Below are 23,647 nucleotides of genomic sequence, written 5' to 3' on the forward strand. Positions count from 1 at the left end.
TTTAATCACGCAACGCAATAGCGCCCAAGCCTTCCGCGCCGTCAGGCTGGATCGGTTGAGCATTCAACGACTTAACCGCCCTGCAAAACCCTCTGCCCTCGCCGGGCAGTGATATACCCCCAGATGCGCACGCCTGGAAAGACTGAACGCCAGGTCAGGGTCAGGGCGCCGCGCAGGGTCAGGGCGCGCTTGCCGTTCTCGTCAATCTCAGGATGGAGCAATCCTTTGGCTAGCAGGGCATCAGACTCGCGGCGGAGAAAATCTTCCATTTCGCCAAACCCTTGATCCAGCGGATAGTCCACCGGTTGCAGCGTGCCTTTGAGCTTATGGCGCAGTTGATTTTGCAGGGAAAGCAGTTCGTTCAATACCATTACCCCCGGAAAACGGAAGCTCTGTTTTACCGGCAGATCCGGGTAGCCCTCGGGCCGAGATGAGTTTGATACATCAAGAATGCTGCCGTCGCTGAATTTTTGCGAAAACTCGCAATAGGTCAGTGTTGGCTGATTGGCAGCGCTGATGCTGACGATCATGCCAACCACTTTAATATCCGGATGCCAGTAGAGCCTGAAGTAGGTATTGGTATGACTGTCATGCAGCGAGGATGAGCCCAGCGGGCTAAAATCGAGCGCTTTAATCTCCTGATCGTATGAAGAAAACACCTCGGTCAGGTGCTCGGCAAAATCTTCATCAGCAATTGGCTCAAAATGCACAAGGGTTGGAATTCTCTGGGTTTTCCAGACGATGAAGGGGCCAACCAGATTCATGAACAGCGGGACGACAAGAACCAGTCCGACCAGCACCAGTATCAAGGTATCGAGCATACTATTCCTTATATGCAGTGAGTAAAGTCCTGGCCAATATATCAAGTGAGCAGCATCAACCCGCTACCGGCTATCCCCTGCCGAGTACAACCGGTCGGTTTGCAGACCGAAGCGGCCCGACAATACAGACTGAAAGCGCACACTCATTCAGCCCAAACAAAAAGCCCGCACTGTTTCCAGTACGGGCTTTTGCAGTTCATCTTGCCGCTTTCTGAAGCGCTACGCGCTTCAGATATAAATCGCCTCCAACGGCGGGAAGCCGTTGAACTCGATGGCGCTGTAGCTAGTGGTGTAAGCACCGGTAGACAACCAGTACAGGCGGTCACCGATGGCCAGGTTCAGGGGCATGCCGTACTTGTAGTTTTCATACATGATATCGGCGCTGTCGCAGGTCGGGCCGGCGATCACGGCTTCTTCCAGCTCGCCCTGCTTTTCAGTCCAGATCGGGAATTTGATGGATTCATCCATGGTTTCGATCAGGCCGGAGAACTTGCCCACATCGGTGTAGACCCAGCGTTCCAGCGCGGTGTGCGACTTGCGTGAAACCAGCACCACTTCACTGACCAGAATACCGGCGTTGGCAATCAAGGAGCGACCTGGCTCAAGAATGATTTCCGGCAGTTCATCACCGAAGTCTTCCTGCAGGAAACGGGTGATTTCCTCGGCATAGGTCTTCAGGGTGTTGGTCTTGGTGATGTAGTTGGCCGGGAAGCCGCCACCCATATTGATCATTTTCAGGCTGATGCCGTCTTCTTCCTTGAGACGCTCGAAGATCACCTTGACCTTGGCAATCGCGGCATCCCAGGCGCCGATGTCACGCTGCTGCGAACCAACATGGAAGGAAATGCCGTAGGGCACCAGACCCAGTTCGCGGGCCAATACCAGCAGATCCATGGCCATATCGGTCTGGCAGCCGAACTTGCGCGACAGCGGCCAGTCAGCCGTGGTCGAGCCTTCGGTCAGGATGCGCACATAGATCTTCGAGCCCGGGGCGGCCTTGGCGATATTGCGCAGGTCAGCTTCGGAGTCGGTGGCATAAAGTCTTACACCTTTCTCGTAGAAGGCGCGGATGTGCTTGGACTTCTTGATGGTGTTGCCAAAGCTGATCTGCTCCGGTTTGACACCAATGGCCAGAACTTTCTCAAGCTCATAGATAGAAGCAATATCGAAGTTCGACCCTTTGCTTTTCAGCAGGTTGAGCACTTCGTTGGCCGGATTGGCCTTGACCGCGTAATAGATGTTGCCAAAGGGAAAACCTTCAACCAGCTCGTCGTAGGCACGGTCAATGGTTTTCAGATCAACAACCAGAAAAGGGGTTTCGTGCTGATCGGCACATTGCTTGATACGAGCAAAGGTCTCGCGGTCGAAATATTCATCCATCTTGATAGGCATGGCTTCGGCTCCAAAGCAAAAAGTTCCGGATTGAGCCGCGTGAGGACAGAATGATCAGATGCAGGGCAGACAAGTGCATCCCCTCACCCACATCATTTTATGGGGACGGGGACGCGCTTTCCGACGGAAGCGCTTCCGAACATGCAAGGCCAGCACACAACCCAAGGGGTGCGAACGTCTGATCAGTATCCCCACTTTGGTTCGCCTACTTCCCAAGGCGTGCGCCGAAAGCAATAAGTCCGGAAAACCGGTCTTGCTGTCTCGTCGTCAGTACTTGAGCCGTATGGATCGTGCCAGCCTCAACGTTCGGGTCGCACCATAAAACCAAGTGACGTCAGGGTCAATAGGGACAGATCAATTAATCCAGTCTCCCAGCGGGAGATGACAGTCAGTCGACCACCATTGTGTTTTTTGAGTGCCAATCAGTCACATGGTTCAGTCACTCAGCGCTGTCACAGCCTGACCGGTCCAGTAGCAGGCATGCCGCGCACCAAAGAAGAGCGGCGCACCGAAATTGCACATGGGCGAGGCGCGGGCTCCGTGAAGCGACGCCCCCAAGCATCTCTCAGGAATACCTGCAAAAAGATATAAACCACTGTTTATTATGGTTTTTATTTACCAATACGGGCGCCCATGATTGAGCTGGCACAGTTTCTGCTCTGCTCCTTGTATACAAGACCTCAATCGGATCATTTACAGGAGCAGGCATGACACCCCAGGTCGGCTGGACACTTTTTGACTGGTCACAGGCTTACAAGGAAGCCCGTCTCAGCCCGCGCGAGGCTCTAACGCAGGCGCTGGCGGTTTTTGATGACAACGATCCTGCCTGGATTCATGTGGTCAGCCCTGCCGAGCTGGAGCATCAATTGCAACAGCTGGAGAGCTTGCCCAACGCGGCCAGTCTCCCGCTCTACGGCATACCCTGTGTCATAAAGGATAATATCGATGTGGCTGGCCTGCCGACCACGGCCGCCTGCCCGGCCTACCGCTATACCGCCACAGAAGATGCCAGCAGCGTTGCCAGATTGCGTGCCGCCGGCGCCATCGTGCTGGCCAAGGCCAATCTCGATCAGTTTGCCACCGGACTGGTTGGCACCCGTTCGCCCTATGGCGCAGTTCCCAACAGTTTCAATCCGGACTACATCTCTGGCGGCTCCAGCTCCGGCTCGGCTGTCGCCGTGGCGCGCGGACTGGTGCCCTTCAGTCTGGGAACCGATACCGCAGGCTCGGGCCGTGTACCGGCCGGCTTCAACAATATTGTTGGTCTTAAACCCACCCGCGGGCGCTTCAGTATCAAAGGGGTGGTACCGGCCTGTCGCAGCCTGGATTGCGTGTCGATCTTTGCCCTCAGTGTCGAGGATGCCGAGACAGTTGCGGCTGTCATGCAGGGTTTTGATCAGGCTGATGGCTATTCTCGTCAGGCGCCGGCCGCAGCACGTCTGATGCAACCAAAGCCGCGCTTTGCTATTCCAGATTCTCTGCCCTGGTTTGCTGACCAGCAGGCCGAAGCGGCCTGGCATGTCAGTCTGGACAAGCTTCAGGCCATGGGCATTGAGCTGGTCAGCATCGACTTCAGCCCGATGCAGGCACTGGCGCAACTGCTTTATGGTGGGCCCTGGGTTGCCGAACGGCATGCCGCCGTGGCCGAGTTCATGGCTGCTCACGCCGAGCAGATGAACCCGGTGGTACGCGGCATCATTGCCCAGGCCGAAGGCTTCAGTGCCACAGACGCCTACCGCGCCGAGTACCGCCGCGCCGAACTGGCCCGGGAGATACAGACATTGATGCAGAGTGTCGACGCGCTACTGGTGCCCACCTCTCCACGCCATCCTACCCTGGCCGAGGTTGACGCTGACCCGGTGACCGTCAACAGCCAGCTGGGCACCTGGACCAACTTCGTCAACCTTGCCGACTGTTGCGCCCTGGCCCTGCCTGCCGGACTGCGCGCAGACGGCTTGCCCTTTGGCATTACCCTGATCGGGGCCGCCTGGCAGGACAGCGCACTGGCCGAGTTTGGTCGTCAGTGGCAAAGCAGCCAACCCTGGCAACGCGGAGCCACCGACCTGCCCTTGCCACCACCGCCGATGACCGGCGTTCCCGCCGGCCATGTGCGCCTAGCCGTGGTTGGCGCCCATCTCTCTGGCATGCCGTTGAACAGCCAACTGATCGAGCGGCATGCGCGCCTGGTGGAAAGCACCCGCACCGCTGATTGCTACCGCCTCTATGCCCTGCCCAACACCCAGCCACCCAAACCCGGATTGATTCGCAGCCAGCAGGGTGCAGCGATTCTGGTTGAACTCTGGGATATGCCGGTACAGCACTTTGGCAGCTTTGTTGCCCTGATTCCTGCGCCGCTGGGTATCGGCACCCTGACCCTGGAAGACGGTCGTGAGGTTAAAGGCTTTATCTGTGAAGGGGCGGCCATTGAGGGCGCCACCGATATCACTGAACTGGGCGGCTGGCGTGCTTTTATCGCCAGCCGCCACTGAGCCGCGGCATCAAGGGACTGATGATGATCGCCACACCGCGCCAACCAGAGCGAATCAACCTGACTGAGCAGGTCTACCGCGAACTCAAGAGGCGCATTTTCAATTACCAGCTGTTACCCGGCGAGCGCTTCAGCGAAAGCGCGCTGGCCGACTTGCTGAGCGCCAGCCGCACGCCCGTGCGCGAAGCATTGAGTCGCTTGCAAAGCGAAGGGTTCGTTGAGGTGTTTTTTCGCAGCGGTTGGCAGGTCAAGCCCTTCGACTTCAATCAGTACGAGCAACTCTATGACGTACGCATCGCCCTTGAGCTGGCGGCAGTCAAGGCGCTCGACCAAACGGCCGTGGCAGAACGGCTGGCCGATCAGATTGCCATCTGGATGGTTGCGCCGGATCAATACCTGACCGATGGCGAGACAGTCTGCACGCTCGACGAGCGCTTTCATCAGCGCTTGGTTGAAGCCACCGGCAACCTGGAAATGGCACGGATTCACCACGATGTAACCGAACGTCTGCGTATCGTCAGGCACCTTGATTTCAGTCAGCAGCCACGCGTTGCCATCACCTATGAGGAACATGCGCGGATTCTGCGCCTGTTGCTGGCCGGTGAGACCGAGCATGCCGCTGCCTGCCTGCAGCAACACATCGAGGACAGCAAGGCAGAAGTTCACAAGATCACCCTGCAAATGATCACGCAGGCGCGACAAACCCAGTTCAACAGCCGGCGGCAGATCAATGCCGACAGCTGAATACGAAGGTCTGGCTGCAGTGAAGACCAGATCCGCAACAGGGCCGATGCTCCACAGGTTGCCGCAGTTCGACAGCCCGGAAAACTCGACCAGCATGACACCCGAGCCTGGATACCTGAGATTTCTCACAAGGTTGAATAACGTTAAAACAATGGAGATGTACAGATGAAACTCAACACACTGGTAAAGCAGGTAGGCGCCCTTGGCGTGGCCTGCAGCATGGCGTTCGGCGCGTTGACCGCGCAGGCTGAGACCATCAAGGTCGGCGTTCTGCATTCCCTGTCCGGCACCATGGCAATTTCCGAAACCACGCTGAAAGACACCATGTTGATGCTGATCGAAGAGCAGAACAAGAAGGGCGGCCTGCTCGGCCGACAGCTGGAAGCGGTGGTGGTTGACCCAGCATCCGACTGGCCGCTGTTTGCTGAGCGCACCCGCGAGCTGCTGGAGCAGCACCAGGTTGACTCAATCTTCGGCTGCTGGACCTCGGTATCGCGCAAATCGGTCCTGCCGGTGATTGAAGAGCTGAACGGCATTCTGTTCTACCCGGTGCAGTACGAAGGTGAAGAGTCCTCACGCAACGTCTTCTACACAGGCGCTGCACCGAACCAGCAGGCCATTCCTGCGGTTGACTATCTGCGCGACGAAATCGGCGTTGAGCGCTGGGTCCTGGCCGGTACCGACTACGTTTACCCACGCACCACCAACCGCATCCTGGAAGCCTACTTGATGGCCAACGGCGTAGCTCAGGAAGACATCATGGTCAACTACACGCCCTTTGGTCACTCCGACTGGCAGAACATCGTTGCCGAAATCAAGCGCTTCGGCAGTGCCGGCAAGAAAACCGCGGTGGTCTCGACCATCAACGGCGATGCCAACGTGCCGTTCTACCGCGAGCTGGGTAACCAGGGTGTATCCGCCGAGGACATCCCGGTCGTAGCCTTCTCCGTCGGTGAAGAAGAGCTGTCCGGCATCGACACTACGCCGCTGGTTGGCCACATGGCTGCCTGGAACTACTTCATGAGCGAAGAGACTCCAGAAAACGAAGCATTCATCAACACCTGGCACGCCTTTACCGGCGACACTGATCGCGTCTCCAATGACCCGATGGAAGCCCACTACATCGGCTTCAACATGTGGGTCAAGGCCGTTGAGAAGGCCGGTACTACCGATGTCGACCAGGTTATCGATGCCATGGTTGGCATTGAAGTGCCCAACCTGACTGGCGGTGTCAGCACCATGCTGCCCAACCACCACATCACCAAGCCGGTACTGATTGGCGAGATTCAGGCTGACGGTCAGTTCCTGACGGTGTCCCGTACCGATGATCTGGTGCCCGGCGACGCCTGGTCCGACTACCTGGAAGGCAGCAAGGACCTGATTGCCGACTGGACCGCCCCCGTCAGCTGCGGCAACTACAACACAGTTACCAATACCTGCATGGGCACTACCGCCGAGTAAGCGGCTTAAACGCCCCCGGTCCAGTTTGGATCGGGGGTTTCCAGCCTTTGAACACGGACAGTCGAGATCGGCACCATGACCCGTTTCAACCGCCACAAAATCTGGCATCTGCCAGCCCTTTTCTGCCTCTGGATCATGCTTCTTGTCCCAGCAGGCGCCGCCTTGGCCGATGGGGCCGAAGCCGAACAACCTGTCAGCGTCGACACGCTGATACAACAACTGGTGCAGGGTAACCTGCCGCAGCGCACACGCACCATTGAGTTGCTGGCCAGCAAGGACGATGACCGTATCATCGCCATTTTCAATGCCCTGGCCGATGGCAAGCTGCTTGCCGACCGCAACACGCCGCCCAGGGTAGCCATACGCGCCGACCGCAACACCCTGGATGCGCTGACCGGCGAAGCCCTTGAAGAGTCCGCGCTCAGTGGTCTGCGGCGCGTCCCGGTCAACAATGCCCAGCGCACCCGTCTGCGCGGTCTACTGGCCGAGCTGAACCTGACACACGACAATGCCGACCTGCGTTATCAGGCGGTTCAACGCTTTATCCGCGATGGCATGGACAGCAACAGCATGGCCTTGCTGGTTGCGCATCAACAACAGGAAGAAGTCGGTCGAGTACTTGATGCGATTGACACCGCCATCGCCCTGTATCAAATCCAGAGCCCGGAGCCGGAGATACGCCAGAGCGCCATCGAAACCCTCAGTGGCTCGCTGGAATCCGAAGCCCGCATTGCCCTGAACCGTGTCACCGAGCAAGACAGCGAGCCGGCCCTGCGCGCCGCCGCCACTGAAGCGCTGCAGTCAATTCAGGGCAAAATCCGTTTCTATCGCTTTGTCGAGAACCTGTTCTTTGGCCTGAGCCTGGGCTCGGTGCTGTTACTGGCGGCCATTGGTCTGGCCATTACTTTTGGTGTTATGGGCGTGATCAACATGGCCCACGGCGAGCTGATCATGATTGGCGCCTACACCACCTGGGGCGTGCAGATTCTCTTTCCCGGACTGATCGAGTGGAGTCTGTTGATTGCCATCCCCAGCGCCTTTCTGATTGCCGGACTGGTCGGCATTCTGATCGAGCGCGGGGTAATCCGTTTTCTCTATGGCCGGCCGCTGGAAACCTTGCTCGCCACCTTCGGTTTGAGCCTGGTGCTGCAGCAGGCGGTCCGCAGTCTGTTCGGCCCGCTGAACCGCTCGGTCACCTCGCCGGAATGGATCAGCGGCACCCTGACCCTGAACCCGGTGTTATCCCTGACCTATACCCGCCTGTATATCCTGCTGTTCGGGCTGATGGTGTTCTTTGCCCTGCTGCTGGTCATGAAGCGCACCACCCTCGGCCTCAAGGTCCGCGCCGTCTCGCAGAACCGCGCCATGGCCCGCGCCGTCGGGGTGCGCTCGAACTGGATCGACGCCCTGACCTTTGGCCTGGGCTCGGGTATTGCCGGCGTGGCCGGGGTGGCCCTGTCGCAAATCACCAACGTCGGTCCGAATCTGGGACAGGCCTACATCATCGACTCCTTCATGGTGGTGGTCTTTGGCGGTGTCGGCAACCTCTGGGGCACGCTGGTCAGTGCCATGAGTCTGGGGCTGATCAACAACTTCCTGGAGCCCTATGCGGGCGCCATGCTAGCCAAGGTGCTGGTGCTGATCATGCTTATTCTGTTCATTCAGAAAAAGCCCAAGGGACTCTTCCCGCAAAAGGGACGTGCGGCTGCGGACTGATTGTCCGCCGCCTTTCACTGCATTGAGTGATTGAGAGGGAAGTATGCTGACCCAACGTTTGTTATTGAGTGATCGCGGTGGAATGCTGATTCTCGGTCTGGTCGTGCTGGCCGCGATCATTGTGCCGATCTGCAACCTGGCCCTGCCGACCGATTCACCCTTTTATATCTCCAACTTTACCGTGGCGCTGCTCGGCAAGTTTCTGTGTTTTGCCCTGCTGGCCTTGTCAGTTGATCTGATCTGGGGCTATTGCGGCATCCTGTCCCTGGGTCATGGCGCGTTTTTCAGTCTGGGTGGCTATGGCATGGGTATGTACCTGATGCGTCAGATCGGTGACCGTGGCGTCTATGGTCACCCTGAGCTGATGGATTTCATGGTGGTGCTGAACTGGGAAAAGCTGCCCTGGTACTGGCAGGGTTTCGACATGTTCTGGTTTGCTGCGCTGATGATCCTGCTGGTGCCAGGCCTGCTGGCCCTGGTATTCGGCTGGCTGGCCTTTCGCTCGCGGGTTACCGGGGTGTATTTTGCGATCATTACCCAGGCCCTGACCTATGCCCTGATGCTGGCTTTTTTCCGCAACGAGATGGGTTTTGGCGGCAATAACGGGTTGAATGATTTCAAGGACATCCTGGGCTTTTCGCTGAGTGCCCAAAGCACCCGCGCCGGGCTCTTTGTCGCCTCGGCCATCGCCCTGATCCTCGGTTATCTGGCCTGCCGCTATATCGTTACTTCACGCATGGGGCGGGTGATCATAGCCATCCGCGACGCCGAGAGCCGCACCCGCTTCAGTGGCTATCAGGTGGAGTCCTACAAGCTCTGGCTGTTCGTGTTTTCCGCCATGCTGGCGGGCGTTGCCGGCGCACTTTACGTACCCCAGGTGGGCATCATCAACCCCGGTGAGTTCTCACCACTGAACTCCATCGAGATGGTCATCTGGGTTGCTACCGGAGGACGCGGCACCTTGTTCGGCGCTATTGTCGGCGCCTTCTCAGTCAACTATGCCAAGACCTTTTTCACCACCTTCTCGCCAGAAACCTGGTTATTCATTCTCGGCGGCCTGTTCGTGATGGTCACGCTGCTGCTGCCCAGGGGTATTGTCGGCCTGTTTGATCGGTTACTGCGCAAGGGAGACAAATCATGAATAGTCTGGATCAACTGCGCAGTACCTGGCGACGGGATCAGGTGTTCGACTTTCTGCTGCCGCCACCCGCCTTCGAAAAGCCGGTGGACACCAGCCATGGGCCGATTCTGTATGTCGAGGATGTCAGTGTCAGCTTTGATGGTTTCAAGGCCTTGAACAATCTGAACCTGTATATCGATGACGGCGAGCTGCGCTGCATCATCGGCCCCAATGGCGCTGGCAAGACCACCATGATGGACGTGATTACCGGCAAGACCAAACCCGATACCGGCAGCATCTGGTTTGGCCAGCGGACCAATCTGCTCAGGTTGTCAGAGCATGAAATCGCCCGCGGCGGCATTGGCCGCAAGTTCCAGAAACCGACCATTTTCGAGGCGTTGAGCGTATTCGAGAACCTGGAACTGGCGACGGCCTCGGACAAGTCGGTCTGGTTCATCCTGCGCCGCGACCTGAGTGGCGAACAACGTGATCGCATTGACGAGGTACTGGAGCTGATCGGCCTCAAGGAACTGATCCATCGCAATGCCGGCGAGCTGTCCCACGGTCAGAAGCAATGGCTGGAGATCGGCATGCTGCTGGTGCAGAACCCGCGGGTGCTGCTGGTCGATGAGCCGGTCGCCGGCATGACCGGTGAAGAGGTCGAGCACACCGCTGAACTACTGACCTCCCTGGCCGGCCGTCACTCGGTGATTGTCGTTGAGCATGACATGGCCTTTGTGCGCTCCATCGCACGCAAGGTCACTGTCCTGCATCAGGGCTCGGTACTGGCCGAAGGCAGCATGGATCAGGTGCAAAACGATCCGCGCGTGATCGAAGTTTACTTGGGAGAATAACGGCCGTGCTGAGCATCCAGAGCATCAACCAGTTCTATAACCAAAGCCATATCCTCTGGGATCTGAATCTTGAGCTCAAGGAAGGTACCTGCGGCTGCCTGCTGGGGCGCAACGGCGTGGGCAAGACCACCCTGCTCAAGTGCATCACCGGCCTGTTGCCGATCAAGGACGGACAGATCAGCCTGAATGGCCGCGACATTAGCCGCATGACCACGGAAAACCGGGCCCGCGCGGGCATTGGCTATGTCCCCCAGGGGCGTGAAATCTTTCCGCTGTTGACCGTTGAGGAAAACCTGAAAATCTCCCTTGGCGCTCGCCCCGACCGCGCCCGACAGATTCCCGAGCATATCTATCAGCTGTTCCCGGTACTCAAGGATATGAAAAACCGCCGTGGTGGCGATCTATCCGGTGGTCAGCAACAGCAACTGGCGATAGGCCGGGCCCTGGTGCTGGACCCCAAACTGCTGATCCTCGATGAGCCCACCGAGGGTATCCAGCCAAATATTGTTCGGGATATTGGCGAGGTTATCCGCAAGCTCAATGCCGAGATGGGCCTTACCGTGCTGCTGGTCGAGCAGAAGCTACCCTTCGCCCGGCGCACGGCTGACGACTTTTTCATCATGGAACGTGGTCGGGTGATGGCTGATGGACCCATTGCCGACTTGAGCGATGATCTGGTCCAGCGATACCTGACTGTGTGAGCCAATATCAAGGCAATGCCCGCCATTGCTTTGATACAAAGATGGTTTTTTGACGACTTTTGTGACGCAGCCGACTAAACTCACATGAGGTACTGTACGCCCGCATCAGGATGCTGTAATGGACAAAAGAGTTTGGCCACGTAAGGCTTCGCAACTTGACGCGCTGATCAGTTTTGGCGTGGATGAGACATGCCGCTGCACCATCAAGGATTTCAGCCAGGCTGGCATGCTGGTGACCTTGGATGATCTGATGTTGATCAGACTCAGGCGCAGTGCGGCTATTCCCCATGCCCACCCAGCGGTCATCAGCTTCGATCTGCCCGACCGCAAGGTCGGCATTGAGGTGGAAGTCGTTCGCTTTACCGATAACGCTGCCGGCCTGCGCATTCTCAAGCCCAGCCAGGCCCATTACAACGATCTGCAGCGCGCCAATGAACGACTCAAACCCGGGCAGACCGGCGCCTCGCGCAAGCTATTGGCCGGCCAGCACCAGCTCAGTCCGGAAAAACGCGAAAACCTGGCCAAGACCGCCAACCTGCACTTCAAGCAATACCTTGAAGACCGGTTTCTAGTCTATTTTGGCCAGTTGGAAACATCCCTGCTGGTCGATGCCGAGCGGCAGAAAAATCAGGCCGAGCAACAACCCTACTTCGATGCCATTGCACTGTTTCGCAAGCAACGCCAACGGGTGCTGGGTGCCACCATCAACCGTATCGTCATGAGTGCGCTGGATATTGCCCGTGGCCAGCCAACCCAAACTCAGGAAACGCCAAGTCACACAGAGGCAAAGAGCAATTCGCTCTCACTGGTAGACAAGGACGACTTCGAAGACTGGCTGGTCGTGAGGGTCACTATTTCCAAGTCCGAGATGCAGCTGCGCGACACTCTGATCGAGCTCCAACTCCGCATCGACGCTGCCTTTGGCAAACGCGATGGCGTCAGGGTGTTCAACCCTTACTCGCCAACCTCGCTGTGCAATACCTTTTTTGAGGTCATCCGCCATCTCGGCCTGAAGAACAAGATCGTTGATTTGTGCTTCAAGACGCTGCAAGACACCGTATTATCAGATATGGAGTCGGTCTACGCCCTGCTCAATCGTCTTTATATTGATGCCGACATTTTACCGGATCTGGATGTAACGACCTATCTGGCCGCGCAAAGCCTACAAGCTCGCCCGTCTCGGCCCGCGCCGAAGCCAGCAGCCGAACCCGCAGCAGAACCTGAGGCAGCGCTGGAACAAGCTTTCAACTCATCAGCGCAAGCAACGGGTGGGGTTTCGCAGCCAATCGCGGATACCGACCTTGAGCAACCGGTTGCCGCACCCTTGATGCCAGGCGACAGTCTGCACTATGCCAACAGCCCCTCCGCGTTTGGTACAGCAAGCCGCCTGATGAGCCTGCAGAAACAAATCAGTCCGCCGGGCTTGGCCGACCCATCAGCCGCACGTGGCGGCCCCAGAGCATCGGGCCAAGCGGTCTCAAACGCCGCCTTCCAGGCGATCGAGCAGCTCAAGAGCCAACTCCTTCAAGGCCAGATCAACCTCAACACCCCGGGGGCATTAAAGCAACAATTGGTCCAGGCCGGCGGCGAACACATCCGTCTCAGCGAGTTTGAGCATGACTCGATGGACATGATTGAAAGCCTGTTCGACAGCATTGTGCAAAACGAGCGGGTAGCTGACGACCTGAAGGATGAGCTGCGCAAGCTGCAGGTGCCCTTGCTGAAAATCATGCTCAAGGACCCGGAATTGTTCAGTGGCGAATTTCACCCCGCCCGACAAGCCGTGAATTACCTGGCACTACTCTCGGACAAGGGCAGCATCCACCTGGAGGCCAACAAGGACAGCATCATCCAGAGCATTCACCAGATCCTGGAGAGCGAGGATGATACCGAGGCCTTTAACCAGTCGCTGGACGGCCTGGGCTCTCTGGTGAACAAGGAAAAGCGTTTTATCGAGCATAACCTGCGGCGGATTCGCGAGACCTGCGCCGGTCAACAGCGTCTGATTCAGGCTAACCGTCAGATTGAACGTGAACTGGGTCTGCTTCTGAACAAGCCGGTACCGGAAGCACTGCTGAATCTGGTCAATCATGGCTGGAAGGAATTGATGCGCCTGAGTTACCTGCGTGAAGGCATAAACAGTCCGTCGTGGAACATGACCCTGACCGTGGTTGGCCAGTTGCTCTGGCACCTGCTGCCCGAGCGCAATCTCACCCAGCGTGAATTACACCGTAAAGAGCATTTGCTGAAACTGGCCAGCAAGGGCCTGTCCAAGGTCCCCGAAGATCGTATTAGCCATCAGTCGATTCTCGATGGCCTGGCCGAGCTGCTGAACCTGGGTGTCACCGCAGAAACCCCGATGGGTCTCTACAGCTCCGTCGAACTGGACAGCACAGCCCTTAGCGCGCGCCTTGAGGACCACGTGGAAACCGACAAGGATCTGCTGCGCTGGATCAAGCGTGCACGCAACTTCAAGGCGGCCCAGTGGTTTGAAATGACCCCGGATGAACAGGAGACCCAGCTGTTCCAGCTGGTCTGGGTATCCGATGACAGCAGTCAGTTCATGTTTGCCAATCACCATGCCACCAAGACGGCGGCCTTGAGCCTTGAGCAGGTCGCCATCATGCTGCGCGACGGCAAGCTCAGTCTGCTGACCGATGCAGCCATGCCAGCAGTCGAAAATGGCCTGGATGCCCTGATTCAGAAAATTTACGACAAGCTGGCCTTCGACTCCTCGCATGATCAGTTGACTGGCCTGCTGACCCGCAAGGAATTCTCGCGCTGCCTGGCCCAGAGCGTCTCGCGGGCGCAGGAGGAGCGCAGCCAGTTCAGTCTGATCTTTATCGACATCCTGCAATTCAAGGTTATCAACAATAGCTGTGGCTACGAAGCGGGCGATCGCTTCCTGCGGGAACTGGCGCGACGCATCAATGGCGTACTGGATGAGGACGGTATCGCGGCGCGCGTGGGGCCGGATCAGTTTGCCCTGCTGCTGCCCATGGAGGCCGACACCCAGGGGTTCAAGCTGGCCTCGGAGCTCAAGGCCGCCATCGAAGAAAACCGTTTTGTGCAGGACGACAAGAGCTTCGTGATCAATGCCGTGATCAGCATGCTCGGCTTTGACCATGAAAACAAACGGGTCATGGAACTGTTGCGCTCTCTGGAAGCCGCAGCGGAAATTGCCAAACGCGCCGGCCACAAGGATATTCAGGTGGTATTGCCGGGTGATGAGCGCCTGGAAGAGCTGGATGAGGTCATGACCTGGGTCACCCGCATCAACCGCGCTCTGGATGATAACAACCTGAAGCTACGCTGCCAGAAAATCACCCCGCTGAGCGATGAAGATAACGCCCTGCCGCATTACGAAGTGCTATTGACCGTGATCGACGGACAGGGTGAGCAGATCCCCCCGGCCGAGTTCATCAAGGTTGCCGAGGAATACAGTCGCATGGGGGCAGTCGACCGCTGGGTGATTGAAACCGTGCTGCGCTGGATGATGGCGCACAAGGATCAATTGGCGCTGTTTGGCGGCTTCTCGATCAACCTCTCCGGGCACTCAATGAACGATGAGTCCTTCCTCGACTTTATCTTCGATGCCCTGGTGCGCTACGAGGTGCCCCGCGACAAACTGATCTTCGAAATCACCGAGACCACCGCTGTAGCGAATCTTGAAGACGCCGCAGACTTCATCAACGAAATGCGCAGCATTGGTTGCCGCTTCTCGCTGGATGACTTTGGCGTTGGCCAGTCGTCCTATTCCTACCTCAAACGTCTGCCAGTGGATTTCATCAAGATTGATGGCGCCTTCGTCCACGATATCAGCCGCAGCGAAGTCGACTTTGCGCTGGTCAAATCAATTACCGAAATGGGTCATTACCTGAAAAAGAAGGTGATTGCCGAATACGTTACCACCGCAGAAACCCTGGAGATTGTTGAGCAGATCGGCGTCGATTTTGCCCAGGGCCATTTTTATGGCACGCCAGGCCTGCTTGAAGACCTGCAAGTATTCGAGGCCGAACACAGCCTCAGCGATGGTGCTCCTGCCTAGGGAATCGCTAAGCAATTCCCTAGCGCATCGCAACTGGCCAACTCAACCGGCTGATTCCGGTCGGCGCTGACGTTCATAGAGAAAACGCAGGACCTCCGAGCGATACTGGTTGTATTGCGTATCACCGGCCAGTGCCAATCGGTCGCGTGGACGCTCCAGCTCCACGTTCAATATCTCGCCGATGCGCGCCGACGGGCCATTGGTCATCATCACGATCTTGTCCGACAGCAGCACAGCCTCATCGACGTCATGGGTGACCATCAAAACGGTGTTCTTGAGCTCGGCCTGAATCGCCATGACGGAGTCCTGCAGGTGCGCCCGGGTCAGTGCATCAAGGGCACCAAAGGGCTCATCCATCAATAGCAGAGTCGGCTCCATGGCCAACGCCCGGGCAATACCGATACGCTGCTTCATGCCGCCGGAGATTTCCGCCGGATACTTGTGCATAGCGTGATCCATATGCACCAGGTGCAGATTGTGCTCGATCCACTGGCGCATTTCCTTGCGGTTCTTGCGGCCCTTGAAGATCTCCTTCACCGCCAACTCGATGTTCTGGTAGCAGGTCAGCCAGGGCAACAGGGCGTGATTCTGAAACACCACGGCGCGGTCAGGGCCAGGCTGATTGACCTCCCGGCCCTGCAGAATGGCTCCACCTTCGGTGGCCTGGCTGAGCCCGGCGACAATATTCAACACGGTAGACTTGCCGCAACCGGAATGACCGATGATGGAGACGAACTCACCCTTGGCGACCTTCAGGTTGACCTTGTCCAGCGCCCTGAACACCCCGCCTCGGGTTGGAAAATCAATCGATACGCCGCTCAAGTCAAGAAAGGCGGCCTCAGTTCGGGTAGCCGGAATCGTGGCTGTCTGTCCGGCGTCGAGCGTTGCGCTGATCATGCTCATGACTGACATGGGAATACCTCGTCGAATAGAAATTGAAAACTCATTGACCGGCCTGTTTGTCGTGCGACAACCACTTCTGCAGGGTGACCATGAACCAGTCCAGCAGAAAGCCGATAAAGCCGATGACCAGGACCGCAAACATGATGCGACCCAGCGAATTGGAGCTGCCATTCTGGAACTCATCCCAGATGAATTTGCCCAGACCGGGGTTCTGCGCCAGCATTTCAGCGGCAATCAGCACCATCCAGCCAATACCCAGGGAAATGCGCAGACCGGTGAAGATCATCGGCAGTGCAGCAGGAATGGCGATCTTGAAGATCTGCTTGCGTAGCGGCAGACGGATAACCCGGCCGACATTGATCCAGTCGCGATCAATCGAGCCAACGGCCACGGCAGTATTGATCAGCGTAGGCCACAGTGAGCAGAGCATCACGGTAATGGCCGAGGTGACAAAGGAGCGACTGAACATCGGATCCTCCGACACGTAAACGGCACTGACCACCAAGGTGACAATCGGCAACCAGGCCAGCGGTGATACCGGCTTTAGAATCTGTACCAGCGGACTGATGGCGCCATACAGGTTCTTGCTCAAACCACAGGCCACACCAATGGGAATGGCGATCAGGCTGGCGAGGACAAAGCCGGCAAACACGGTTTTCAGGCTGGTGAAAACCTGATCAACAAAGGTTGGCGCGCCGGCATAGCTGCGCCAGCGCAGCTCGGCATCCGGGTTGGCTTCCAGCAACCGCGCATTACGATCTTCCTGGCGCTGCATGAAGGCCGCTGCACGGGCCCGCTCGCGCTGGTGATCCTCAAGCAGATTACCGGCCTGCTCCCAGACCTGAACTGGTCCGGGCAGCACCCCGAGACTGGTGTTGATCTGTGCGGCAGCGCCCGCCCACAGCAGCAGAAAAAGCCCGATCGCAATCAGCGGCATACCCAACTGATTGAATAAGTCTCTGGCCTGCTCACGGGGGCTTTCACCACGCACCAGACGGACCAGCGGCACCATCCAGTTAAGGCCGGACATTTCCATGTAGTGAATGATTCTATTGCTCATGACATCACCTGCTTGTTTGCTGCGTGACAGGGTAGCCCGCGCTCTTCAGCACGGGCCGGTGGCTGTCGCTCAGATTGACTCGTCACCCTTGAGGCCGATCTCAAAGCTTTCCAGGTAAGCATTCGGGCTCCGCGCATCGTAGGGCAGGCCGTCAATGAACTCACTGGGGGTATCGCGTATGCCGTCCTCAGTGGCGAAGTCAGGAAAGTCGCTGGCCGCCATCTTGCCTTCGGCAATCAGTGCCTGAGCCGCCTGGGCATAGATGTCCGGGCGATAGACCCGCTGTGCGGTTTCCATATACCAGCTGTCCGGCTTGGCTTCCGGAATCTGACCCCAGCGACGCATTTGCGTCAGAAACCAGATGGCATCGGAATAGAAGGGATAGGTGGCGTGGTGACGAAAGAACACATTGAAGTCCGGCTCACTGCGCAGATCGCCCTTCTCATACTCGAAGGTGCCGGTCATTGAGTTGGCGATAACCTCGACATCAGCACCGACGTATTGCGGCATCGACAGAATGCGCGCGGCTTCCTGGCGATTGGCGTTGTCATCCGCATCCAGCCAATGGGCCGCGCGGATCAGCGCCTTGACCAGCGCCATATGGGTATTGGGATGACGCTCAGCCCATTCGTTGCTGACACCAAAGACCTTCTCCGGATTGTTCTTCCAGATCTGCTCGTTGGTCACCACAGGCACACCAATGCCCATGAACACCGCTTGCTGATTCCAAGGCTCACCTACACAGTAACCGTGAATGGTGCCGGCCTCCATGGTTGAAGGCATCTGCGGTGGCGGTGTGACCGAGAGCAGGACATCAGCATGCAGCTGACCCGAGGTATCACCGCGGTGCGGCGCGTAATAGCCGGGGTGTATGCCGCCCGCCGCCAACCAGTAACGCAGCTCGTAGTTATGCGTCGAAACCGGGAAGACCATACCCATGCGGAAGTTCTCGCCCCGGTCACGAAAGGCATCAACCACCGGACTGAGCGCGCTGGCACTGATCGGATGCACCGGCAGGCCATCTTCATGCGGCACATGCGGTTTCATCTGTGACCAGACATCGTTGGAGACGGTAATGGCGTTGCCATTCAGGTCCATGGAGAAGGCGGTGATAATGTGCGCCTCGGTACCAAAGCCTATGGTCGCACCGATCGGCTGACCGGCCAGCATATGGGCGCCGTCAAGCTCGCCACTGATGACGCGGTCCAGCAGTACTTTCCAGTTGGCCTGGGCCTCAAGGGTGACAAACAGCCCCTCGTCTTCGAAATAGCCGCGCTCGTAGGCAATGGCCAGCGGGGCCATATCGGTCAGCTTGATAAAGCCCAGGTGCAGGTCTTCCTTTTCCAGCACGCCCTCGGCGGAGGCTGTGGACAGGCCGAGCAGGCTGGCCCCCAAGGTCAACAATGTGCCTGCGCCTAGTTGTTTCAAGCTCAGTGACAGCCCGCGGCGCAACAGCCCGGGGCGATGGTTGGGATTTGACAGGGTCATGGGTTCTACTCCTCAAATTGGTTCAATGGATTGCCGGATCAGAAGGCCACCTGGGCCATCAGCCAGAACTTGCTGGTATCCGTGGCAAAATCGTCGGCGGAATAACGGGCATACTTGGCCAACAGGTTGACCTTGCCGAAGGCCCGGGAAGCCTGAAGATTCAGCTCCGAGCCATAGTCATCACCGCCACGGTCAGCGGAAAAATCATGGTAGGCCGCCAGCAGACCAACACCTGCGAGGTTGCCTGAGAGCTTCAGATAGCTGTCGCGCAGACCATCCGGCGGGGTCACCAGAAACACATCGGCCCAACCATTGAAGGCGTGGGCTGTCGCCAGCGGTGTGCTGAAAGCACTGCCATCAACACCCAGTACTTCATGGCCCAGCCGTGCCGTTACGGCCTTGTACTGCGCGCCAAGTTCTACCAGGCTGTAATCGGCATCAATGGTCGAAGCACCGCTGCGAAAGTCGTCCTGCTTGGCATATTCAAGGGCATATAAGACTTTGCTGCTGGCATTCAGCGCGTAATCACCAGCGAAGCGCAGACCCAGCGTACGATTGGAGCTGGCGGGCAGCGTCTCGTTATCCAGAAAGTAGCCATAGGCACTGAGCTTGCCCGCGGCAAAACCGCTGTAACCCAGGTTGAGCAAATGCGAGCTCATCTCGAACTCGCCGACCGGTGAGTCCTCACCAAAGATGCGATTGACCTTGTCGATGTAGGCATAGCTGATCTGGGTGTCAGCCAGACTGGTATTGACCAGACTGACGGCATCATAGGTCTGTTCGTTCTGACGCCAGCCGACATTGCCGATAAAACGTGCATTGTCATAAATGATGCGCTGGCGACCCAGCTTTAGCAGGGTATTCGACAGCCCGGCGTAACTCAGAAAAGCCTGATTGACCTCGGTGCCACGCGGATCGGCCACCACCGAGTAAGCGGTTTCAGCCGATGGGGTCTGGGTCGCATTGTTGTAACGCACCGATCCCAGAACAGTCACATCATCCATTTCCACGAAGGCGCCGAAGCCGTGAAAGCTGTCAGTGGCGTAGTTGATGCGGGTACGCAATGTCGAGGCATTGGCATTGCGCAGCGGATTATCCTGATCCACATGTTCGTAGCGATAGCGCAGGTCCACCCCGGCCTTGCCGTTGCTCAGTGCCTCCATCAAGGATGTGCTCTCGGCCTGGGCCGCAGCAGACAGCATGGCCAGCGCCATTGTCGACAGCCCGATCAGCGCCTGGCGCTGCCCCCCGAAATTGCCTGTATTCATGCTCAAACTCCCCCTGGCTAAAAAACGCGCACAAAAAAAGGCGTCCCCGTTATCAACCCCTTGGATTGATTCGGTGGACGCCTTTGTCCGTACTCGATGTAGTGTGGTGGAGCGATTACTGCCTGTATTGTTCGGCCTGCTCCCGTAAGGGTAAAAAGCAAAGCTCGTGCCACAAACACCAATTATCTGTTAATTAACTGTTTCTAAAAGAGATCAGCCGCATGAATACCTCCTTGACTGCATCCCGGGGTGCATCTGATCTGTGCAGGAATCATATGCACGCACTTGAACAGGTCAATCACAAGCAACAAAGTTGCATGTGACTGACACAGTTCCGACAAGCCCGGCGGTGTACTATGGTCAAGCTCAAGACCGTCAACGAGGATTCACCGCATGACCGAGACCACCGCCAAGCCGCTCCAAGGCGGCCAGCCCGATTACGACCTTGTAGTCATTGGTGGCGGCGTGAATGGCTGCGGCATCGCCATGGATTCGGCGGGCCGCGGTCTCAAGGTACTGCTGTTGGAAATGCATGATCTGGGTTCGGCCACCTCTTCAAGCAGCAGCAAACTGATCCATGGCGGCCTGCGCTATCTGGAGTTCTACGAGTTCAGACTGGTACGCGAGGCCCTCAAGGAGCGGGAAACCCTGCTGAGCAATGCGCCACATATCATCTGGCCGTTGCGCTTTCGCTTGCCACACCGCCCGCATCTACGCCCGGCCTGGATGATTCGCATCGGCCTGTTTCTGTATGACCACCTTGCCAGGCGCAAACGCCTGGCCGGCTCACACGGTATTCGCTTTGCCGCGCAAGGGCCGTTGGTCGAGGGCATCCACCGGGGTTTCGAGTACTCCGACGGCTGGGTTGATGATGCCCGGCTGGTGGTGCTCTGTGCCATGGCCGCAGCCCAGCGCGGAGCCCTTGTTCAGCCCCGTTGTCAGGTCGTTGCTGCGACCCGCGAAGGCAATCTGTGGCGGGTTCACTACCGGGACAACAACACGGGCAAACAACACTCGGTGCTCAGCCGTACCCTGGTCAATGCCGCTGGCCCCTGGGTCAGCCAGGTGTTGCAGGGCCCGCTGGCCCAGGCCAATCCCGAGCGCATCCGTATGGTCAAGGGCAGTCATCTGGTGGTGCCGCGCCTTTATTATGGCGATGAAGCCTATATTCTGCAGAACGACGATGGCCGTATTGTCTTTGTCATCCCCTACGAGAATGACTTCTCTCTGATTGGCACCACCGACGTCGACTATCACGGCGATCCCTCTGCCGTGATCATTTCTGATGATGAGGTCGAGTATCTGTTAAGCGTGGTCAATCAGCACTTCCGTCAGCCGTTGTCACGCGCCGCCATTGTCTGGCACTTTGCCGGTGTGCGCCCACTGATGGATGAAGCCGCACAATCGGCCCAGAAGGCCTCGCGCGACTACCGTTTCGTGATTGATGCACCCGCTGGCCAGGCCGCCCTGCTCTCGGTATTTGGTGGCAAGATCACCACCTACCGAAAACTGGCAGAGGCCGCCATGGACAGCCTCTGCCATCAGGCGGGGCTAGCGGGCCAGGCCTGGACCGCTTCAGCCAGTCTACCGGGTGGTGACTTCGACTCGCCGGTCGACCTGCTGAACGAACTGCAACAGCGCTATCCCTGGCTGGATAACGCATTGGCACAACGCTATGTGAGGACCTATGGCACCCTGTGCAAAGGCTTTCTCAGCCTGTGCCAGCAGTCCGAGGATCTTGGCGAGCATTTTGGTGCCGGTCTGTATGCCCGTGAGGTGACCTACCTGATCCAGCATGAATGGGCCCAGACCAGCGAGGATATTCTCTGGCGCCGGACCAAGCTGGGCCTGCATCAGGCGCAGATCAACCTGCCGGCCCTGCAGCGCCTTATCAATCAACTGCGCGCGCAGGACACGCAAGTTACCGCCGACAATGGGGTATAATGCGCGGCTGAATCCGCCATTCCTGTCAGACTACAAGGTTTTCAATGAGCATCGCCGCCGCCGAAGTCGCCAAACGCCGTACCTTTGCCATCATCTCGCACCCGGATGCAGGTAAAACCACCATCACCGAACGCCTGTTGCTGATGGGTCAGGCGATCAACGTGGCGGGTACGGTCAAGGCACGCAAATCCGACCGGCATGCCACGTCGGACTGGATGGCCATGGAAAAGCAACGCGGCATCTCGGTCAGCACCTCGGTGATGCAGTTTCCCTACCGTGACTGCATGATCAACCTGCTCGACACCCCCGGTCACGAAGACTTCTCTGAAGACACCTACCGCACCCTGACGGCCGTGGATTCAGCGCTGATGGTACTGGATGGCGGTAAAGGTGTAGAACCCCGCACCATTGCCCTGATGGATGTCTGCCGGTTGCGCGACACGCCGATTGTCAGCTTCATCAACAAGCTTGACCGCGATATCCGCGATCCGATCGAACTGCTTGATGAAATTGAGGCGGTACTGAATATCAAGGCCGCCCCGGTAACTTGGCCGATTGGCTGTTACCGGGACTTCAAGGGTGTGTATCACCTGGAAGGCGACTACATCATTGTCTACCAGGCCGGACACGGCCATGAGCGTACCGAACAACGTATCATCAAACACCTCGATTCGGATGAGGCCCGGGCCCACCTTGATGACCTGTACGACAGCTTTGTCGAGCAACTCGAGCTGGTGCAGGGTGCCTGTCACGTTTTCGAGCGCGAGGCCTTTCTCAAGGGCGAAATGACCCCGGTGTTCTTCGGCACAGCACTGGGCAACTTCGGTGTCGATCAGGTACTGGACGCGGTAGTCGATTGGGCGCCCAAGCCGCTGCCACGTCCGGCCCATGAGCGTGAAGTCCAACCGAGCGAGTCGAGCTTCAGTGGCTTTGTGTTCAAGATCCAGGCGAACATGGACCCCAAGCACCGCGACCGCATTGCCTTCATGCGTATCTGCTCCGGCCACTATGAAAAGGGTATGAAACTCTTCCATGTGAGAACCGGCAAGGAATTACGCATTGCCGATGCCCTGACCTTCTTTGCCGCCGAGCGCGAGCACCTGGAAGAAGCCTGGGCTGGCGATATCATCGGTTTGCACAACCATGGCACCATCCAGATTGGCGATACCTTTACCGAGGGCGAAAAGATCGGCTTTACCGGCATCCCGCACTTTGCCCCCGAACTGTTTCGCCGCGTACGTCTGAAGGACCCACTGAAGTCCAAGCAATTGCGCCAGGGCCTGCAGGAACTGGCTGAGGAAGGCGCCACCCAGGTGTTCTTTCCGCAACGCAGCAACGACATCATCCTCGGCGCCGTCGGGGTTCTGCAGTTCGATGTGGTTGCCAGTCGCCTCAAGGAAGAATACAAGGTCGAGTGCATGTATGAGCCGGTCAACGTCTGGTCAGCGCGCTGGATTGAGTCGAGTGACAAGAAAAAGCTCGAGGAATTCAGCAACAAGGCCATGGAGAACCTGGCCGTTGATGGTGGCGGACACCTGACCTACCTGGCACCTACTCGGGTCAACCTGAATCTGACCGAAGAGCGCTGGCCGGACATCACCTTCCGCGCCACCCGCGAGCACCACTGAGCGGCTCAGTT

General features: G+C 57.8%; 16 protein-coding genes. 10 read left to right on the forward strand and 6 right to left on the reverse strand.

The genetic code is table 11. The features are described from left to right. Positions 1–71 precede the first annotated feature (71 nt). The gene (locus AC27HQ_RS01000) at positions 72–821 is read right to left on the reverse strand and encodes a hypothetical protein (RefSeq protein ID WP_487153950.1); all 750 of its coding nucleotides are present in this window, start codon (positions 819–821) and stop codon (positions 72–74) included. 228 nt (positions 822–1,049) lie between these two features. Further along, a complete protein-coding gene (locus AC27HQ_RS01005; protein ID WP_487153951.1) occupies positions 1,050–2,213 on the reverse strand; it encodes a type III PLP-dependent enzyme in 1,164 nt (387 codons plus the stop codon). A 707-nt stretch (positions 2,214–2,920) separates the two neighbouring features. Here AC27HQ_RS01005 and atzF point away from each other — a divergent pair. The 8 genes from atzF (at position 2,921) to AC27HQ_RS01045 (ending at position 15,345) form a co-directional block, all read left to right on the forward strand. Then, entirely contained in the window at positions 2,921–4,702 is a 1,782-nt protein-coding gene (atzF, locus tag AC27HQ_RS01010) for an allophanate hydrolase (RefSeq protein WP_487153952.1), read from the forward strand. A gap of 20 nt (positions 4,703–4,722) precedes the next feature. Then, positions 4,723–5,445, forward strand: a complete 723-nt coding sequence (locus tag AC27HQ_RS01015; protein ID WP_487153953.1) for a GntR family transcriptional regulator — start codon at positions 4,723–4,725, stop codon at positions 5,443–5,445. A gap of 165 nt (positions 5,446–5,610) precedes the next feature. Beyond that, positions 5,611–6,906 (forward strand): urea ABC transporter substrate-binding protein, encoded by a 1,296-nt coding sequence (gene urtA / locus AC27HQ_RS01020; RefSeq protein WP_487153954.1) that lies wholly within the window; start codon positions 5,611–5,613, stop codon positions 6,904–6,906. A 75-nt stretch (positions 6,907–6,981) separates the two neighbouring features. Next, on the forward strand, positions 6,982–8,622 hold the full coding sequence (urtB, locus tag AC27HQ_RS01025) for an urea ABC transporter permease subunit UrtB (protein ID WP_487153955.1): 1,641 nt from the start codon (positions 6,982–6,984) through the stop codon (positions 8,620–8,622). A gap of 43 nt (positions 8,623–8,665) precedes the next feature. Then, on the forward strand, positions 8,666–9,763 hold the full coding sequence (urtC, locus tag AC27HQ_RS01030; protein WP_487153956.1) for an urea ABC transporter permease subunit UrtC: 1,098 nt from the start codon (positions 8,666–8,668) through the stop codon (positions 9,761–9,763). Then, a complete protein-coding gene (urtD, locus tag AC27HQ_RS01035; RefSeq protein WP_487153957.1) occupies positions 9,760–10,596 on the forward strand; it encodes an urea ABC transporter ATP-binding protein UrtD in 837 nt (278 codons plus the stop codon). The genes urtC and urtD overlap by 4 nt, the downstream gene beginning before the upstream one ends. Before the next feature lie 5 nt (positions 10,597–10,601). Then, positions 10,602–11,297 carry an urea ABC transporter ATP-binding subunit UrtE gene (gene urtE, locus AC27HQ_RS01040; protein WP_487153958.1) on the forward strand — a complete coding sequence of 232 codons (696 nt, stop codon included), beginning with the start codon at positions 10,602–10,604 and terminating at the stop codon, positions 11,295–11,297. A 118-nt stretch (positions 11,298–11,415) separates the two neighbouring features. Then, positions 11,416–15,345, forward strand: a complete 3,930-nt coding sequence (locus tag AC27HQ_RS01045; RefSeq protein WP_487153959.1) for a DUF1631 family protein — start codon at positions 11,416–11,418, stop codon at positions 15,343–15,345. 42 nt (positions 15,346–15,387) lie between these two features. On the opposite strand, the gene AC27HQ_RS01050 is transcribed toward AC27HQ_RS01045, so the two are convergent. The 4 genes from AC27HQ_RS01050 to AC27HQ_RS01065 all read right to left on the reverse strand — a co-directional run bounded on the left by AC27HQ_RS01050 (position 15,388) and on the right by AC27HQ_RS01065 (position 20,064). After that, complete coding sequence (locus tag AC27HQ_RS01050) at positions 15,388–16,257, reverse strand: ABC transporter ATP-binding protein (RefSeq protein ID WP_487153960.1); 870 nt, start codon at positions 16,255–16,257, stop codon at positions 15,388–15,390. Between the two features lie 31 nt (positions 16,258–16,288). Then, positions 16,289–17,308: an ABC transporter permease gene (locus AC27HQ_RS01055; protein WP_487153961.1), complete on the reverse strand. Its 1,020-nt coding sequence runs from the start codon at positions 17,306–17,308 to the stop codon at positions 16,289–16,291. A gap of 69 nt (positions 17,309–17,377) precedes the next feature. Then, positions 17,378–18,796, reverse strand: coding sequence for a CmpA/NrtA family ABC transporter substrate-binding protein (locus tag AC27HQ_RS01060; RefSeq protein ID WP_487153962.1), 1,419 nt, complete (start codon positions 18,794–18,796; stop codon positions 17,378–17,380). A gap of 38 nt (positions 18,797–18,834) precedes the next feature. Next, the gene (locus tag AC27HQ_RS01065) at positions 18,835–20,064 is read right to left on the reverse strand and encodes an alginate export family protein (protein ID WP_487153963.1); all 1,230 of its coding nucleotides are present in this window, start codon (positions 20,062–20,064) and stop codon (positions 18,835–18,837) included. Between the two features lie 393 nt (positions 20,065–20,457). On the opposite strand from AC27HQ_RS01065, the gene glpD reads away from it, so the two are divergent. Both glpD and AC27HQ_RS01075 read left to right on the forward strand, forming a co-directional pair. After that, positions 20,458–22,008 (forward strand): glycerol-3-phosphate dehydrogenase, encoded by a 1,551-nt coding sequence (gene glpD / locus AC27HQ_RS01070; protein ID WP_487153964.1) that lies wholly within the window; start codon positions 20,458–20,460, stop codon positions 22,006–22,008. Positions 22,009–22,052: 44 nt separating this feature from the next. Next, positions 22,053–23,636: a peptide chain release factor 3 gene (locus AC27HQ_RS01075; protein ID WP_487153965.1), complete on the forward strand. Its 1,584-nt coding sequence runs from the start codon at positions 22,053–22,055 to the stop codon at positions 23,634–23,636. Positions 23,637–23,647: the final 11 nt, after the last annotated feature.

The sequence above is a fragment of the Halopseudomonas sp. 4NH20-0008 genome, from assembly GCF_057548395.1.

Excerpts from the sequence above, each read along its gene's own strand:
- AC27HQ_RS01000 (WP_487153950.1), bottom strand. The coding sequence starts at position 821 with ATGCTCGATACCTTGATACTGGTGCTGGTCGGACTGGTTCTTGTCGTC.
- AC27HQ_RS01005 (WP_487153951.1), bottom strand. The coding sequence starts at position 2,213 with ATGCCTATCAAGATGGATGAATATTTCGACCGCGAGACCTTTGCTCGT.
- atzF (WP_487153952.1), top strand. The coding sequence starts at position 2,921 with ATGACACCCCAGGTCGGCTGGACACTTTTTGACTGGTCACAGGCTTAC.
- AC27HQ_RS01015 (WP_487153953.1), top strand. The coding sequence starts at position 4,723 with ATGATGATCGCCACACCGCGCCAACCAGAGCGAATCAACCTGACTGAG.
- urtA (WP_487153954.1), top strand. The coding sequence starts at position 5,611 with ATGAAACTCAACACACTGGTAAAGCAGGTAGGCGCCCTTGGCGTGGCC.
- urtB (WP_487153955.1), top strand. The coding sequence starts at position 6,982 with ATGACCCGTTTCAACCGCCACAAAATCTGGCATCTGCCAGCCCTTTTC.
- urtC (WP_487153956.1), top strand. The coding sequence starts at position 8,666 with ATGCTGACCCAACGTTTGTTATTGAGTGATCGCGGTGGAATGCTGATT.
- urtD (WP_487153957.1), top strand. The coding sequence starts at position 9,760 with ATGAATAGTCTGGATCAACTGCGCAGTACCTGGCGACGGGATCAGGTG.
- AC27HQ_RS01045 (WP_487153959.1), top strand. The coding sequence starts at position 11,416 with ATGGACAAAAGAGTTTGGCCACGTAAGGCTTCGCAACTTGACGCGCTG.
- AC27HQ_RS01050 (WP_487153960.1), bottom strand. The coding sequence starts at position 16,257 with ATGTCAGTCATGAGCATGATCAGCGCAACGCTCGACGCCGGACAGACA.
- AC27HQ_RS01055 (WP_487153961.1), bottom strand. The coding sequence starts at position 17,308 with ATGAGCAATAGAATCATTCACTACATGGAAATGTCCGGCCTTAACTGG.
- AC27HQ_RS01060 (WP_487153962.1), bottom strand. The coding sequence starts at position 18,796 with ATGACCCTGTCAAATCCCAACCATCGCCCCGGGCTGTTGCGCCGCGGG.
- AC27HQ_RS01065 (WP_487153963.1), bottom strand. The coding sequence starts at position 20,064 with ATGAATACAGGCAATTTCGGGGGGCAGCGCCAGGCGCTGATCGGGCTG.
- glpD (WP_487153964.1), top strand. The coding sequence starts at position 20,458 with ATGACCGAGACCACCGCCAAGCCGCTCCAAGGCGGCCAGCCCGATTAC.
- AC27HQ_RS01075 (WP_487153965.1), top strand. The coding sequence starts at position 22,053 with ATGAGCATCGCCGCCGCCGAAGTCGCCAAACGCCGTACCTTTGCCATC.